Here is a 15591-nt window from a genome sequence, read left to right on the forward strand (position 1 = left end):
GCGGCACCGGCGCTGCTCGAGAGGCAGGACCGATGACGGACCACGCGGCCACCGCAGCGCAGGAGTTCCTCCGCGCGCACCACGAACGGCTCCGTTCCCTGGTCGACCGGGTGGTGCCGGCGGACGAGTACCCGTCGGCGTCCGAGGCCGGCGCGCTCGACTTCCTGGCCGGTGTGCTGGTCGACCGGCCCGACTGGCTCGACCGTCTCCGTACCGTCGTCGAGCACGCGGACGACCACGATGGCGTCGACGAGCCCTGGGACGGGGACGATCCGGACTGGACCTGGTTCGCCGAGCTCGTGGCCGCGGGGTACTACGCCGACGCGGGGAACGGCGGGAACAAGGGGGAGCGGTCCTGGGACATGGTTGGGTGGCAGCCCGGTCCGCCGGACGGCTGGAGCGTGCCGGTACCCGTGCCGACCGCAGCACCTGCGGTCGTGCACCCGTCGCAGCTGGCCGACCGGTACGACGCGGTCGTCGTCGGCTCGGGCGCCGGTGGGGGCGTCGCGGCGTGCGGGCTGGCCGAGTCCGGTCGGCGCGTGCTCGTGGTCGAGGCCGGTGGGTGGCCCGGCACCGCGGAACTCAGCCGTGACCACATCCGGAACCCGCGGTCGAGCTGGGGTGTCGCGCCGCGGTCGGGGCCGTCCGACGTCGGCAACCCGCGGACGGTGGCGGACGGTCGGGAGCTGCTGGTGCTCCGGCCGTCGTCGCTGGGGTGGCACAACAACGCGGTCACGGCCGGGGGCGGCACGCGCGTCTACGGCGCACAGGCCTGGCGGTACGGGCCGCGGGACTTCGCGATGGCGTCGACGTACGGCGTGCCGGACGGCAGCGCCCTGGCCGACTGGCCGTTCGGGTACGACGAGCTCGAGCCCTGGTACGAGCGCGCCGAGTGGGAGGTCGGAGTCAGTGGGAGCGACGTCGACGGACCGTGGTCCGGGAGCGCTCGCGCGCGCGACCGATGCCACCGCTGCCGTCGGGGGCGGCGCGCGACCGGCTCGCCGGCGCTGCGGACGCCCTGGGCATCTCGACGGTCCACGTCCCGCTCCTGATCAACTCGACGCCGTACCTGGGTCGCCGCGCGTGCGAACAGTGCGGCATGTGCGTCGGCTTCGCGTGCCCGGTCGACGCCAAGAACGGCAGCCAGAACACCATGCTGACCCGCGCGTTCGCCACCGGGAACGCGTCGATCGTGCTCGGGTCACGGGTCGCCCGGCTGCGCACGGACGGTGCCGGCCGCGTGGTCGGCGTCACGATCGTCGGCACCGCGGACGGCCACGACTGGCGGGTCGAGGTCGACGCCGTCGAGGTCGTCGTCGCGGCCGGGGCGGTGGAGTCGGCACGGCTCCTGCTGAACAGCCGGAGCGACCAGGAGCCCGACGGCATCGGCAACCGTGCGGACCAGGTCGGCCGGCACCTGCAGGGCCACGTCTACGGCGGTGCGATGGGGGTCTTCGACGACGTGGTGGACGACGGTCTCGGACCGGGGCCGTCGATCGCCACCACCGACTTCCGGCACGGCGTGCCCGGGCAGATCGGTGGCGGGATCCTGGCGAACGAGTTCATCGCGACGCCGTCGAACACGTACCAGTACCTCGTCGGCACGGGACTCGCGCCGCGCTCCGGGCTCGACGGCAAGCACGCGATGCGGGACCTGGCGCGGCGCAGCATGCGGATCATGGGGCCGATCCAGGAGGTCACCTCGGCCGACGCGCGCGTCCGGGTCGATCCGGCGGTGACGGACCGGCACGGCATCCCGGTGGCGTCGTTCAGCGGTGGGGTGCACCCCGAGGACGTCCGTGCTCGCGACCACACCAGTGCCCGGAGCGGCGACTGGTTGCGCGCGGCCGGGGCCACGCGCGTTGCGGAGCTGCACGGCCCGGTCCGGGGCACGAGCGGTGGTCAGCACCAGGCCGGCACGCTCCGGATGGGGACGGACCCGGCGACGTCGGTCGTCGACCCGTTCGGCCGGGTGTGGGGACACGACAACCTGCTCGTGACCGACGGCTCGGTGCACGTCACGAACGGCGGGGTCAACCCGGTGCTCACCATCCTGGCGACCGCGATGCGGAGCGTCGACGCAGTGGTCGCGCAGCACGGTTGACCACGTCACCGGTCCGCCACCGATACGGTGGCGTCCGTGACCGACGACCCTGAAGCCGCCATCGCCCAGCACGTCCACGACGCGTGGGACGGTTCCCTGCGGCTCGTGCACATCACGATCTCGGACGAGGACGGCGACGCCTACCCCGGCCAGGACGTCGACCGGTGGGTGATCGACGTCCGGGTGCCCATCACCGACGACGAGGCCGAAGCGGTGTCGGTCGCCGAGGTCGCCGCGTACACGAGCCGGTCACCGGAGTCGGTCGAGGCACTGGTGCTCGGCTACCAGGTGTCCGACGTCGGCGGGGACTTCGCCGCGGCGATCGTGGTGCCGGACGCCACCGGCGAGACCTTCCTGTCGCTGCAGACGCACGCCGCCGAGATGCTCGGCAAGCCGGACCTGCTCGCGCTGGACCGCCTGACCGTGCGCCCGGCGTACCGCGGGCTGCCCGGGCTCGTCCCCGCGGTGCTCGACGCCGTGCGCCGTGGCCCCGCCGGTCGTTCGGCGTCGTGGGTGCTCGCGGACCCCTCGGTGTGGAACGTGCCGTTCGAGGACCAGGACCGTGCCGCCGGCGAGTTCGTCCAGTGGGCGGACACCCCCGTGCTCGCGTCGATGAACGCGGATCACGAGGACCTCGAACGGTTGGCCGCCGTGCCCCCGACCGGCGGCATCGTCATGGGGTCCCGCTCGGACGAGGTGCACCTCGGCGACGCGCTCGACGAGGCGTTGGCGCGTCCGGCGATCGCGGTGGCGTTCGCCCTGCCGCCGAAGCTCCCGGCGAGCATCTGGGCCGCGGCCCCCGAGGACGTCCACGGCGTGCACCCCGACGAGGCCACCGGGTCCATCACCGTCGAGACGCACGACGAGCAGCTCGAGGTCGTCGGTTCGCCGGGCACGGCGCCGCAGCTGGTCGGGACCTCGGCCTCGGCCGACGCCGCGACGCAGGACTGGCTCCGGGCGGTGCACCAGCGCTGGTGGCAGTACGAGCCCGGACTGCACGACCGGATCCACGAGGTCGTCGACGAGTACCTGACTTCGGGGAGATCGAGTCCGTCACCGACGAGCGCGCCCCGCACCTGCACGCACCGGACCTGCCCGTGTTCCGCACCGAGTGGCCCGGGATCGGCGAGGTGCACCTGGAACCCCTCGGCGAGGACACCGAACCCGTCGTGTACGACGCCGTGCTCGAGGTCGGCGATGCCCACGACCACATCGGGGTCGTCGTCGTGCACGAGTCCGGGCACGTCCGGGCGTCCCTCCACGACGGGTGGAACCCCGCCCTGGCGGACGTCACCGGTGCGCTCACCCACCTGGTCAGCCTCGGTGCGGGGAGTTCTTCGCGGACGCGTTGCACGACGAACTGTCGGCCGGCGCCGAGCACGCGATCCTGACGGGCGACGTCCGCGGGCACTGACCGCAGTCGAGCGCCCGGCCCGTCGCCGAGCGCGGCTCAGACCGGGCGGTAGATCGCGATCGGGGGCGCCTGGTCGTCCCCGTCGTCGTGCGCGCCCCGGTGGCGAGCCAGGTCCGCCCCTCGTGCTCGATCGTGGTCGGCAGGTCGCCGTGCACCAGGATGCGGATGGCGGGGGTGTCACCGTCGATCAGGTCGACGCCGTGGGCCTCGGTCCCGCCCGGGTTGTCGTGCACGTAGCTCATGCTCCGATCGAACTCCTCCGCGCCTGATGACCGCGCCTGACGACCGCGCCTCGCGACACCGGACACGCCCGGATCTTCCGCAGAACACGTCGGTGGGCCCGGGATCGGGTACAGTCGGATCCGCACGGCCCACACGGCGTGCGAATGCGGATGTGGCGCAGTGGTAGCGCATCACCTTGCCAAGGTGAGGGTCGCGAGTTCGAATCTCGTCATCCGCTCGGACGGAACAGGACCCCCGGGGTTGCTCGACAGAGCAGCACCGGGGGTTCTGTCGTTCCCGGGCGCCGTGAGCGGGCGCATCCGGGGGCGCAGGCTTCGGGTACCCGCGCCCACCGGACGCAGAGGCCGCACTGCCCCGAGTGGAGACGCCGGGTGGGTGGCCCAGCGATGTCCCGAAGAGTCATCCGGAGCATCGTCGCGGTCGGATTGGACCCCAGTTCGGGGCATGCGGAAAACCGCAAGAACTCCGCAGGAGATGCAGTCAGTGATTGCGCTAGCCGCGATCCTCGGGTAGTGGAATCAGCGCGGCACGGGTACCGAGGAGGCCGATCCAGCGCGCGGAGCCGGCCTCGACCACCGTGACGAGCACGGTGTCGCACGTCCGGCACCGGGCGACGGAGCCCATCGCCGAGCAGTACACGGCGGTGCGTGCGACCGATCCGCGGCCCCCGCACCCTGCGCAGCAGAGGACCGCCACGGTCGGCTCCGGGCCGAGCACCTCGGACAGGACCCCCGCGAGCGCGTTGCCGTCGACGACCGTCATCAGCTGCCCCCGAACCGTTCGGCACGGACGTCGGTGGTGTCGTGCCCGAGGTCGGCGAGCCAGCGGAGCACCTGCTCGACGAAGGGCGTCGAGCCGCACACGTACACGACCGCCCCGGCGTCGGGTGGGAAGACCGCGGCGGCGAGTGCATCGCGGGTCAGCCGTCCCGCGGGCACGGCGGACCCGGGTGGAGCGATCCGGCTGTACACGGTGGTCACGTCGAGCGGCGCGTCGGAAGCGACGGCACGGTCGAGTTCGGCTCGGAAGAAGACGTCGTCCGGCGTCCGGACGGCGACGAGCAACCGGAACGGTGCGGGGTCTCCGGCATCGGCGTGCGCGGTGACCATGGCGACGAGTGGCACGATCCCCGAGCCGCCGGCGATCAGCTGCACCGGACGCGTGGACGCGCTGGGGTGCCACACGAACCAGCCGCCGAGCGGCCCGTGCACCTCGAGCGCGTCGCCGACCTCGACCGCGTCGACCAGGAACGGGGACACCTCGCCACCCTCGACGCGGTCGACGGCGAGCACGACGTCGGTCCGCTCACCCGACGAGGCGATCGAGTACGAGCGGGACGCCTGGTAGCCGTCCTCGGCCGTGAGCCGCAGGTCCAGGTGCTGGCCCGGGTCGTTCCCCGGCCAGGTCGGGACGTCGAGGACGACCCGGCGGGCGTTCGGGGTCTCGCGCTGGACCGAGGCGACCGTCGCAGGGTGCCAGGCCGGCCGTCTGCGGGGCGTGGGCCGACCGGCGGGCTCGATCCGGGCCTCCAGGTCGGTGGACGGATCCGTGGACACGTCGGCGGACACGTCGGTGTCGGGAACCGTCACCAGTACCGCTCTTCCTTCCACGGGTCGCCGTGCAGGTTGTAGCCCGCGTTCTCCCAGAAGCCCGGCTCGTCGTCCGCCTGCATGACGATCCCGCTCACCCACTTCGCGCTCTTCCAGAAGTAGAGGTGCGGCACCAGCAGGCGCGCCGGACCGCCGTGTTCGGGCTCGAGCGGTTCACCGTCGGCCTCGAACGCGATCCACGCCTTGCCGTCCAGCAGCTCGTCGAGCGGCACGTTCGTCGTGTAGCCGCCGGTGCTGTGCACCATGCAGTAGTCGAGCGACGTGTCGACGTCCTCGAAGAGGCGGTCGAGGGGGACGCCGCGCCAGGGCATGTCGAGCTTGGTCCAGTGGGTGACGCAGTGGATGTCGACGGTGACGTCCTCGACGCCGAGCGCGTGCACCTCGTCCCAGGTCCAGGTGTGCACACCGTTCTCGGTGCGGATCGAGAAGCTCCACGACGCCGGATCGACGTCGGGCGTGGCACCGGCTGACAGCACCGGCCAGTCGCGCACGAGGGTCTGGCCGGGCGGGATGCGGGTGTCGTCGCGGTCGGCCCGACGGCCACCGAACCCCCTGGTGAACGTCGCCATGATCCTCCTCGGACGGGATGGTCCGATCATGCTCCGTGCCTGCGGCGCCCGTGTAACGAGTTCGTAAACACTCGGACGGACGAGGAGCAGGAGTTGGGGGATCGCCGGTCTCCCTCTATCGTTCACCGGAACGATTACAGGAGGGGCCACCCCGAATGCAGCCCATCGTCCCCGAACACCGGAACGCCCGCGGCCCGAGCCGCCGAGCGCTCCTCACCGGCGCCGCCGGTCTCGCCGGCCTCGGCCTGCTCACCCTCACGGGGTGCAGCTCCGGCGCGAACGCCGGCACCCCCACGATCCCCGAGGCGGCAGCCACCGGCCTCGCCCGACGCGGCGGTCGCCTGCGCATCGCGCGCCCGGCCGCCTCGGCCGCCGAGACCCTCGACTCCGCCAGCTCGCTGTCGGCGTACGAGTACCTCGGCGCGCTCTACAACCGGCTCGTCAAGCTCGACGAACAGGGCACCACCGTGCCCGACCTCGCCGAGGAGTGGTCCGCGAACGCCGACGGCACCGAGTGGACGTTCTCGCTCCGCCGTGGCGTCACCTTCCACGACGGCAGCCGCTTCACCGCGGACGACGCCATCGCGAGCATCCGGCACATCCTCGACGAGAAGACCGGCAGCCCGCAGGCCGGGGTCCTCGGCGAGGTGATGGACGCCGACTCGATGCGTGCGACCGACCCGTACACGCTGCGCTTCTCGCTGACCAAGCCGAACGCCGAGTTCCCGTCGCTGCTCACCGCGTACCAGTGCTACATCGTGCCGGCGGCCGCGATCGCCGACATCGGCCGCACCGGGATCGGGACGGGGCCGTTCCGGCTCTCCGCGTTCACCCCCGCCGGCGCCGGCAGCGTCGAGGCGTTCGAGGACCACTTCGCCGGGCGTCCCGCGCTGGACGGCATCGACTTCTACTCGATCCAGGACACCACCGCCCGGGTGAACGCGCTCCTCGCCGGCCAGATCGACCTGATCTCGCAGACGAACCTGGACTTCGCGACCGCTCGGGTGGTGTCGGCCTCCGACCGCGCCACCGTCGCCCGGTCGAAGAACGCCCAGTGGTACACGATCCCGATGCTCGCCACGAGCGACGAGTTCCGCGACCCGCGGGTCCGCCAGGCGATGAAGCTCGCCTACGACCCGCAGCAGATCGTCGACACCGCCCTGCAGGGCACCGGCTCGCCCGGGTGGGACAACCCCGTCCCGCCGCAGCTCGCCGCGTTCGTCGACGACCACCGCGAGTACGACCCGGACAAGGCGAAGGCACTGCTCAAGCAGGCCGGTCACGAGGGGTTCCGGACCTCGATCTACACGTCGAGTTACGAGTCGGTGTTCACGCCGATGGCGGTCGCCTACCGTGACGCCGTCGCCGACGCGGGCATCCGCCTGACCGTCCGCAACGCGAGCTCGGACTCGTACTACACGCAGATCTGGATGCAGAAGCCGCTCATGGTGAGCTACTGGTTCACCGGCCGGCCGATCGACCAGCTCCTCAACCAGATCTTCCGCACGGGCTCGTCCTACAACGAGAGCGCGTGGTCGAACGAGACCTTCGACGGGTTGCTCGACGACGCCCGCGCCGAGATGGACGACGCCAAGCGGCTGACGCTCTACCAGGACGCCCAGCGGCTCGTGGTCGAGGACGGGGCCGACATGACCCCGATGTTCGGCGACCGGCTCGTGGGGCTGTCCCGCGACGTCGTGAACTACTCGGAGTACGGCTTCGAGTTCGACTACCTCCGGATCGGACTGCGCCGATGACGACCAAGAACACCCCGTCGGACGTCCTCGTCCCCGTCCTCCGCCGGGTCGGCATCGCCGTGCTCACGGTCGTGCTCGCCTCGCTCTTCGTGTTCCTGGCCGTGCAGGCACTGCCCGGCGACGTCGCGCAGCAGCTCCTCGGCCAGAACGCCACCCCGGACGCGGTGAAGCAGCTGCGCGAGACCCTCGGCCTCGACCAGAACGTGTGGCTCCGCTACCTGCAGTGGCTCGGTGGCGCGGTGCACGGCGACTTCGGCACCTCGCTCGTCAGCGGCGAGGCCGTCGCGCCGACGCTGTTCACCGCCTTCCGCAACAGCATGCTCATCGCCGTGCCCGCCATGCTCGTCGGCGTCACGGTGTCCCTGACGCTCGGCGTCCTCGCCGGGGTCCGTCGGGGTCGCCCGTCCGACAAGGTGATCTCGATCGTCAGTCTCGTCGTGATGAGCGTGCCCGAGTTCATGGTCGCGACCGTGCTCGTGCTGCTCTTCGCGATCGGCCTGCCGGTCTTCCCCGCCGTCGTGCTGCGGGGCAGCGACGCCACGGTCGGCGAACTCCTGCCGACGATCTGGCTGCCGATCATCGTGCTCACCCTGGCGATGGCCGCCTACATCGTGCGCACCGCCCGCTCCTCGACCATCGACGTGATGGCGTCCGAGTTCGTCACCACGGCGGAGCTCAAGGGCCTGACGATGCGTCGCGTGGTCTGGAAGCACGCGGTTCCGAGCGCGCTGCTGCCGACGCTGAACGTCGTCGCGCTCAACGTCGCCTGGCTGCTCGGCGGTGTCGTCGTCGTCGAGAACGTCTTCAACTACCCGGGCATGGGCAAGCTCATGCTCGAGTCGGTCTTCAACCGCGACCTGCCGACGATCGAGGCGATCGCGCTCCTGAGCGCCGTCATCTACGTCGTCTGCAACCTCGCCGCCGACCTCGTGGCACTCGCCCTCGACCCGAAGCTGCGGACCCGCCAGCGGCGACCGCGCACGCGCACCCGCACCACGCGCAGCACCAGGAAGGCCGCCGCATGACCGCCACCGCCACTCGCCGCCCCGGACGCGTCGTCCTCGCCGGTGCCCTCGCGCCCCTGCGCGGCTCGACGGCGCTGAGCATCGGCCTCGGCCTCATCGCCCTGCACGTCGTGCTCGCCCTGCTGGCACCGGTCATCGCCGGCCACGACCCGGTGTCCACCAACGCCGGTGACGTCCTCGCCGGCCCGACCTGGACGCACTGGCTCGGCACCGACCAGTACGGCCGTGACGTGCTGTCGCGGACGCTGAACGGCGGCCGGTACGCCCTGCTCGTGACGTTCCTCGCCACGACGATCGCGGTCGCGGTCGGCACGGTGCTCGGCTGCATCACGGCGTACGCGGACAACTGGTTCGACGAGGCCGTCATGCGCGTCGTCGACGCCCTGCTCAGCGTGCCGTCGATCCTCGCCCTGCTCGTCGTCGTCACCGTCTTCGACGCCGGGCTCTGGGTCATCGTCCTCGCCGTCACCGTCGTCTACGCGCCCGCCGTGACCCGCGTCGTCCGCGGTGCCGCCCGCACCGTCATCACGCAGGACTACGTGACGGCCGCCCGGGCCCGGGGTGAACGCGCGCTGTCGATCGTGTTCCGCGAGATCCTGCCGAACGTCCTCGACGTGGTGCTCGTCGAGTACGCCATGCGGGCCTCGTGGATCGTGCTGCTCGTCGCGTCGCTGTCCTTCCTCGGCTTCGGCGCCAACCCACCGACGCCGGATTGGGGGCTGATGGTGCAGGAGAACCGAACGGCGCTGACCGTGGTGCCGCTCGGCACGCTCGCACCGATCGTCGCCCTGGCGACCCTGGTGATCGGGCTCAACCTCGCCGCCGACGGTCTGAGCAAGTCGCTCGGCGTCGACCGCGCCACGAAGGGAGTGAGCGCATGACGCACACCGACACCGCACCGGCCGCACCGGCGACCGCGACGGACCCCATCGTCCGTGTCGACGACCTCGCGATCTCCTACGCAGCCGGCAAACGCCTGGTGCCCGTGGTGCGCGGCGTCTCCTTCGCGATCGCCGCGGGCCGCACCCTCGGCCTCGTCGGCGAGTCCGGCAGCGGCAAATCCACCGTCGCCCGGACCCTGCTCGCGCACCTCCGGGCGGGCTCGACGATCGTCGGCGGCTCGGTCCGCGTCGGCGGCGACGACGTGTTCGCGCTCTCGACGTCCGGCCGCCGCGAGCTCCGCGGCGGCGTCGCCTCCGTCGTCGCGCAGAACGCCGGCCAGGCGCTCACCCCGTCGATGCGCGTCGGCGAGCAGATCCGCGAGGCCCTGCGCGCCCACCGCGAACCCGACGGCCCCGAGCGCGTCGCCGAGCTGGTCCGGTTGGTCCGGCTGCCAGACCCCGATGCGATCGTCCGCCGGTACCCGCACCAGCTCTCCGGCGGGCAGCAGCAGCGCATCGCCATCGCGATGGCCGTCGCCGCCCGCCCGCGGGTGCTCGTGCTCGACGAGCCCACGACGGCGCTCGACGTCGTCACCCAGGCCGCCGTCCTCGACCTGATCGCGGACCTCGGCCGGCAGCTCGGCATGGCCGTCCTGCTCGTCAGCCACGACCTCGGAGTCGTGTCCGCGATGGCGGACGAGATCGCCGTCATGCGCGACGGCGAGATCGTCGAGCACGCCGCCACGGCGGCGCTCTTCGCCGCCCCGCAGCACGAGTACACGCGTGCCCTGCTGGCCGCGGTGCCGGACGGGCGACGGCCTGGGCCCACGTCGCCGGTTCCGGATCGACGCGCCAGCGGCGAGACGGCCGTGCCGATGGGGGAGGATCGGGGCGCGTGCCCGAGAGGGCGACCGTCTCGTCGACGGTCGCCTCCACGGCCGGCCGAACCGTTCCTCCCGAACCGCTCGTCCGTCCCGTGGTGACCGCCGAGGACCTGGTGATCCGCTACGGACGCGGCCTGCCGGCCGCCGTCGACGGCGTGTCCTTCACGATCGCGCCGCGTGAGACGCTCGCGGTCGTGGGGGAGTCCGGAAGCGGCAAGTCGACGCTCGCGACGGCCCTCGCCGGCCTGGTGCCGGCCGAGTCGGGCACGTTCGCGTTCGACGACGGGACCGTGAGCGGCGACCTGCGCGAGCCGATCGCCGGACGGTCCCCGGAGCTTCGTCGTGCGGTGCAGCTCGTGTTCCAGAACGCCGACACGTCGCTCAACCCGCGGCGCACCGTGGGCGCGGCGATCGGGCGACCGCTCAAGCTGTTCACGGGCACGTCCTCGCGGCAGCGTGTCGGCGAGCTGCTCACCCGGGTCGGCCTCGGCCCGGAGTTCGCCGACCGGCTGCCGGCGCAGCTTTCCGGTGGGCAGCGACAGCGCGTCGGCATCGCCCGGGCCCTCGCCGCCGAGCCGCGCCTCGTGATCGCCGACGAGATCACCACCGCGCTCGACGTGCAGGTGCAGGCCGGGATCCTCGCGCTCCTCGCCGACCTGCAGCGTTCGCGCGGGCTCAGTTGCCTGTTCATCAGCCACGACCTGGCCGTCGTCCGGGGTGTGGCCGACCGGGTCGCCGTGATGACCGGCGGCCGGATCGTCGAGATCGGACCGACCGAGCGGGTCTTCACCGGCCCGAACCACCCGTACACGTCGACCTTGCTGGCCGCGACCCTCGAACCGGGCAGCACCGAGCTGCCCGACGTCGGCGACGGTGTGCCGCGCTGGCGGCACAGCGAGGGATGGGACGACCACGGCGACGGACACCGCACCCGCAACTGGGAGGACGCATGAGCGACCGGACCACTGCCGCCACCTTCACCGCCATCGGCGCGACGGACTCGCTGCCGGACGGCGTGACCGTCCGCGACGAGTGGATCCCGATGCCCGACGGCGTCCGGCTGCACACCCGGATCTGGTCGCCGGCGTCGCCCGACGGTCCGGTGCCGGTGCTGCTCGAGTACCTGCCGTACCGGCTCGACGACTGGACCGCGCCGCGCGACTCCGAGCGGCACCCCTGGTACGCCCAGCACGGGTACGCGTCGGTGCGGGTCGACATCCGGGGCAGCGGCTCGTCGGACGGCTTCTTCGACGACGAGTACAGCGAGCAGGAGCTCCGCGACGGTGAGGCCGTGATCGCCTGGCTCGCCGAGCAGGAGTGGTCGACCGGCGCCGTCGGCATGTTCGGCATCTCGTGGGGCGGGTTCAACGCCCTGCAGCTGGCAGCGCGCGCCCCCGCGGCGCTCAAGGCCATCGTCACGGTGTGCTCGACGGACGACCGGTACGACAACGACGTGCACTACGTCGGCGGAGCGGTGCTCGGCATCGACATGGCGGCGTGGGGCGCGACGATGTTCGCGTTCAACTCGCGGCCGCCGCGGCCCGAGGTCGTCGGCACGGACTGGGTCGACCGGTGGCGCGAGCGGCTGGAGTCGAACCGCCCGATGACGCCGGTGTGGCTCGCGCACCAGGAGCGCGATGACTACTGGCGGCACGGCAGCGCCGCCGAGGACTACGGCACCATCGGCGCAGCGGTCCTCGCCGTCGGCGGCTGGGCGGACCCGTACCGCGACGCCGTGCTCCGACTGGTGTCGAACGTGCAGTCCCCGGTGAAGGGCATCGTCGGGCCGTGGTCGCACCAGTACCCGGACCGCGGACTCGCACCCGGACCGTCGATCGGGTTCCTGCAGGAGACGCTGCGCTGGTGGGACCGGTGGCTCCGCGGGATCGACACCGGCGTGGAAGCGGACCCCGCGCTCCGCGCCTGGATCAACGAGGGCGAAGCCCCGGCGACGTACTACCCGTCGCGACGGGGCCGGTGGGTGGGCGCCGAGGCGTGGCCCTCGGCGGCGACGCACCGGCGCGCGCTGCCCTCGCGACGCTGCGCGGCGGCGAGGACGGTCCGGTCGTCGTCCGGTCGCCGCAGCACACCGGCGCCGACGCCGGACGCTTCTTCCCGTTCGGCAACGCGACCGACCTGCCACCCGACCAGCGTGCCGAGGACGGCCGCTCCGTCTGCTTCGACCTGCCCGTCGGCAAGGCGTTCGACCTGCTCGGCAACGCGCTCGTCACCCTGTCGGTCACGAGCGACCAGCCCCGCGCCACCCTGACGGTGCGGTTGTGCGACGTCGCGCCGGACGGCTCGTCGACCCTCGTCACGCGCGGGGTGCTGAACGCGGCGAAGCGGGACGGCATGGACCGGGGCGACCCGCTGGTCCCCGGCGAACCGGCGTCCCTGCCGGTGCAGCTCGTCGCGACCGGTCACCGGTTCGCCGCCGGGCACCGCCTGCGGATCGCGGTGTCGTCGTCGTACTGGCCCTGGGTCTGGCCGCACGGCACCGAGGCCACCGTCACGATCGACCCGACGGCGTCCGAGGTGTGCCTGCCGGTCTGGACGCGCGACACCGACGACGACGTGCGCTTCGACGAGCCCGAGCGGTCGACGCCGCTCGCGATCGAGCGCGTGGCACCGACCGAGCAGCTGCCCCAGCGCACCGTCACGCACGACGTCGAGACGGGCGAGTGGACCCTCGACGTCGACCCCGGGTACGGCGGCGGACGGGTCTACCCCGACGGGCTCGTCTTCAGCGAGGACGCCCGCGAGACGTACCGCATCCGGTCGGACGACCCGAACTCGGCCGTGGCATCGTCGCGCTGGGCGATCGGCCTGGAAAAGCCGGAGTGGTCGGCACGGCTCGAGACGTCCTCGGAGGTCACCGCGGACGCCGAGGCCTTCCACGTCGTGAACACCGTGCGGGCCTGGGCCCGCGACGGCGGCCCGGACGTCCCGGAGGTGCTGGTCACCGAGCAGACCTTCACCGACGACGTCCCGAGGACCTCGGCGTGACCGGCGCGGCGGGGGCTGCGCCGGGCGCGACCGCGGGCGCCGCAGCGGGCCCGGCGGCGGGCTCGTCGCCGCGCATCCGGCAGCGTCCCGCGGTCCGGCGCGCGATGATCGTCGCGGCCGCCCGTGCCGTGATCGTCCGGAACGGCGTCGGCGCGACGGGCCTGCGGGACATCGCCGCCGAGGCCGGGGTGTCCGTCGGCACCGTGACGTACCACTTCGGCAGCGTGGCGGAGATCCTCAACGAGGTCGTCGTGCTCGAGACGGAGCGCTTCTACGGGGCGATCGTCATCGCCGTCGACGCCGAGTCCGACCCCGTCGAGGCGCTGCGGATGCTCGTCGCGCCGTTGTTCGACGACACCGAACAGGTCCGGCAGCACTGGCGGATCTGGTCCGACTACTGGACCGCGGTCGCCCGCCGGCCCGAGGTGGCCGCCGAGTACGCCGAACGGATCCGCGTCTGGGAGGCCTGTCTGGTCCGCGTGATCCGCCGCGGTGCCGACGCCGGCACGTTCCCGGGCGGCGCCGGACCGATCGAACCGGACACCGTGGCCCTGAAGCTCGCGGCCTACAGCGACGGTGTCGCGACGCAGATCGCCCAGGGCGTCCCCGGGCTCACACACACCGTCGCGCTGTCGTGGATGTGGACGTTCCTGGCGCACGAACTCGGAGTGCCGGCTGTGGAGATCGCCGGAACCGGCCAGCAGCCCTTGTGATGAGGTAAGGCTTGCCTTACCGTTGCAGCATGGCACGGACCCGGCGACAGCCCAGCGAACGCATCCTCATCGCCGGCGGCGTCGAGGACCTGCCGGAGATCCGCCGTCAGCTCGAAGACCTGCCGGAGAACGCGTACGGACAGGTCTTCGTCGAGGTCGCCCTCGACGAGCAGATCCGCATCCTGCCCGCACCGCCCCGGGTGACGGTGACGTGGCTGGTCCGCAGTGCCCGCGCCTCGGCGGTGTCGCCACTCGTCTTCGCCGACCACGGCGAGGCCCTCGCACACGCCCTGACCGGCTGGGCGGCCGAGTGGTGCGTCGCCGAGTGCGAGCCGCGCACGAGCGTCTGGATCGGGTGCACCGACAGCCCCTGGGTCGAGCGTGCGCGCTCCGCCGTCCAGATCGAGCTGAGCGACGCCGGCTTCGACACGCTCGTCGGCTGACCGCTGCTGGCTGCCGGTAAGGGCAGCCTCCGCTTCCTTGCGGCATACAAGAGAAGCGGGCATGGTTGTGTCCATCGGCAGCACCGAACTGGTCAGGACAGGCCCAGCGATCCGGTGTGACCACGACGCAGGAGGTTCAGACATGACCACGACCACCACCAGCACCACGACCACCACGTCCCCGTTCTCGACGACGCCGGAGCTCGCCGCCGGAGTGGCACAGTTCCTCGCCCCCGTCGTGATCGACCTCGAGGCACTCGTCGTCAACGGCAAGCAGGCGCACTGGCACGTCCGCGGCCGCAACTTCGTCGGTGTGCACGAGCTCCTCGACGACATCGTTGAGCACGCCCAGGCCTACGCCGACACCGCCGCGGAGCGCATCGTCGCCCTCGGCCTGCCGGTCGACTCGCGCATCGCGACCGTCGCCGCCAACACGACGCTGCCGCCGCTGTCGCAGGGCTTCCAGAACTCCGACGTCACCATCACCGAGGTCATCGCCCAGATCGACGCGGCCCTGCTGCAGGTCCGTCGCGCCGTCGAGGGTCTCGACGAGGTCGACCTCAACAGCCAGGACGTCGTCATCGAGATCGAGCGCGGTCTGACGAAGGACCGTTGGTTCCTGCAGGCGCACCTCGCCGCCTGAGTCGCGACCACCCCTGACGGGAGGCCCGGTGCCAGCTGGCACCGGGCCTCCCGTCCGTCTGTCGTCGCGTCTGCCCACCGCGACCCGCGTCGACCCCGTGCGCGACTGGGCGCGGCTGGGCGACACGCCGCCGGCGCGACGCCGAGGTTCCACGAACCGACGTTCCGGCGCGCGAGATGTGCAGATCTCGGAACCTCAGGGGAGGTGAGCGGCGCGGCGGGGGCACCACGTTCACCTGGCCGATGCCGCCGGTTCACCCGCCTGTACCTCCGCACAGGCCATCCTCGGATGGCACCCGT

General features: G+C 72.4%; 16 protein-coding genes and 1 tRNA gene. 14 read left to right on the forward strand and 3 right to left on the reverse strand.

Annotated elements, in window-relative coordinates; translation table 11 throughout:
* Positions 1–32 precede the first annotated feature (32 nt).
* The 4 genes from JN350_RS12335 to JN350_RS12350 all read left to right on the forward strand — a co-directional run bounded on the left by JN350_RS12335 (position 33) and on the right by JN350_RS12350 (position 3978).
* Entirely contained in the window at positions 33–1052 is a 1020-nt protein-coding gene (locus JN350_RS12335) for an NAD(P)-binding protein (protein WP_205462399.1), read from the forward strand.
* Complete coding sequence (locus tag JN350_RS12340) at positions 962–2104, forward strand: GMC oxidoreductase (RefSeq protein WP_205462400.1); 1143 nt, start codon at positions 962–964, stop codon at positions 2102–2104. Before JN350_RS12335 ends, JN350_RS12340 begins: the two co-directional genes overlap by 91 nt.
* Positions 2105–2140: 36 nt before the next feature.
* The gene (locus tag JN350_RS12345) at positions 2141–3787 is read left to right on the forward strand and encodes a hypothetical protein (RefSeq protein WP_205462401.1); all 1647 of its coding nucleotides are present in this window, start codon (positions 2141–2143) and stop codon (positions 3785–3787) included.
* A gap of 119 nt (positions 3788–3906) precedes the next feature.
* Positions 3907–3978 (forward strand) — tRNA-Gly (locus JN350_RS12350).
* 275 nt (positions 3979–4253) lie between these two features.
* On the opposite strand, the gene JN350_RS12355 is transcribed toward JN350_RS12350, so the two are convergent.
* Genes JN350_RS12355 through JN350_RS12365 form a run of 3 tightly spaced genes read right to left on the reverse strand, consistent with a single transcriptional unit; the run spans position 4254 to position 5940 of the window.
* On the reverse strand, positions 4254–4523 hold the full coding sequence (locus JN350_RS12355; protein ID WP_205462402.1) for a DUF6510 family protein: 270 nt from the start codon (positions 4521–4523) through the stop codon (positions 4254–4256).
* Complete coding sequence (locus tag JN350_RS12360) at positions 4523–5350, reverse strand: ferredoxin reductase (protein ID WP_240347297.1); 828 nt, start codon at positions 5348–5350, stop codon at positions 4523–4525. Before JN350_RS12360 ends, JN350_RS12355 begins: the two co-directional genes overlap by 1 nt.
* A complete protein-coding gene (locus JN350_RS12365; protein ID WP_205462403.1) occupies positions 5347–5940 on the reverse strand; it encodes a molybdopterin-dependent oxidoreductase in 594 nt (197 codons plus the stop codon). The genes JN350_RS12360 and JN350_RS12365 overlap by 4 nt, the downstream gene beginning before the upstream one ends.
* Positions 5941–6095: 155 nt before the next feature.
* Between JN350_RS12365 and JN350_RS12370 the strand changes: the two genes are divergently transcribed.
* The 10 genes from JN350_RS12370 to JN350_RS12410 all read left to right on the forward strand — a co-directional run bounded on the left by JN350_RS12370 (position 6096) and on the right by JN350_RS12410 (position 15292).
* The gene (locus JN350_RS12370; RefSeq protein WP_205462404.1) at positions 6096–7697 is read left to right on the forward strand and encodes an ABC transporter substrate-binding protein; all 1602 of its coding nucleotides are present in this window, start codon (positions 6096–6098) and stop codon (positions 7695–7697) included.
* Positions 7694–8722 carry an ABC transporter permease gene (locus tag JN350_RS12375; RefSeq protein ID WP_131880041.1) on the forward strand — a complete coding sequence of 343 codons (1029 nt, stop codon included), beginning with the start codon at positions 7694–7696 and terminating at the stop codon, positions 8720–8722. The genes JN350_RS12370 and JN350_RS12375 overlap by 4 nt, the downstream gene beginning before the upstream one ends.
* Positions 8719–9603, forward strand: coding sequence for an ABC transporter permease (locus tag JN350_RS12380; RefSeq protein WP_205462405.1), 885 nt, complete (start codon positions 8719–8721; stop codon positions 9601–9603). The genes JN350_RS12375 and JN350_RS12380 overlap by 4 nt, the downstream gene beginning before the upstream one ends.
* Positions 9600–10586 (forward strand): ABC transporter ATP-binding protein, encoded by a 987-nt coding sequence (locus tag JN350_RS12385; protein WP_240347298.1) that lies wholly within the window; start codon positions 9600–9602, stop codon positions 10584–10586. Before JN350_RS12380 ends, JN350_RS12385 begins: the two co-directional genes overlap by 4 nt.
* Positions 10583–11440, forward strand: a complete 858-nt coding sequence (locus tag JN350_RS12390; RefSeq protein WP_240347299.1) for an ATP-binding cassette domain-containing protein — start codon at positions 10583–10585, stop codon at positions 11438–11440. The genes JN350_RS12385 and JN350_RS12390 overlap by 4 nt, the downstream gene beginning before the upstream one ends.
* Positions 11437–12756, forward strand: coding sequence for a CocE/NonD family hydrolase (locus JN350_RS19540; protein ID WP_461962979.1), 1320 nt, complete (start codon positions 11437–11439; stop codon positions 12754–12756). Before JN350_RS12390 ends, JN350_RS19540 begins: the two co-directional genes overlap by 4 nt.
* The gene (locus JN350_RS19545; protein WP_461964432.1) at positions 12672–13493 is read left to right on the forward strand and encodes a CocE/NonD family hydrolase C-terminal non-catalytic domain-containing protein; all 822 of its coding nucleotides are present in this window, start codon (positions 12672–12674) and stop codon (positions 13491–13493) included. Before JN350_RS19540 ends, JN350_RS19545 begins: the two co-directional genes overlap by 85 nt.
* The gene (locus JN350_RS12400) at positions 13490–14206 is read left to right on the forward strand and encodes a TetR/AcrR family transcriptional regulator (RefSeq protein ID WP_240347301.1); all 717 of its coding nucleotides are present in this window, start codon (positions 13490–13492) and stop codon (positions 14204–14206) included. Before JN350_RS19545 ends, JN350_RS12400 begins: the two co-directional genes overlap by 4 nt.
* A 29-nt stretch (positions 14207–14235) precedes the next feature.
* The gene (locus JN350_RS12405; protein ID WP_205462407.1) at positions 14236–14649 is read left to right on the forward strand and encodes an SIP domain-containing protein; all 414 of its coding nucleotides are present in this window, start codon (positions 14236–14238) and stop codon (positions 14647–14649) included.
* A gap of 142 nt (positions 14650–14791) precedes the next feature.
* Positions 14792–15292, forward strand: coding sequence for a Dps family protein (locus JN350_RS12410; protein ID WP_111084072.1), 501 nt, complete (start codon positions 14792–14794; stop codon positions 15290–15292).
* Positions 15293–15591: the final 299 nt, after the last annotated feature.

Origin of the sequence: Curtobacterium sp. 24E2 (genome assembly GCF_016925595.1) — a bacterium.
Classification (GTDB): Bacteria; Actinomycetota; Actinomycetes; order Actinomycetales; family Microbacteriaceae; genus Curtobacterium.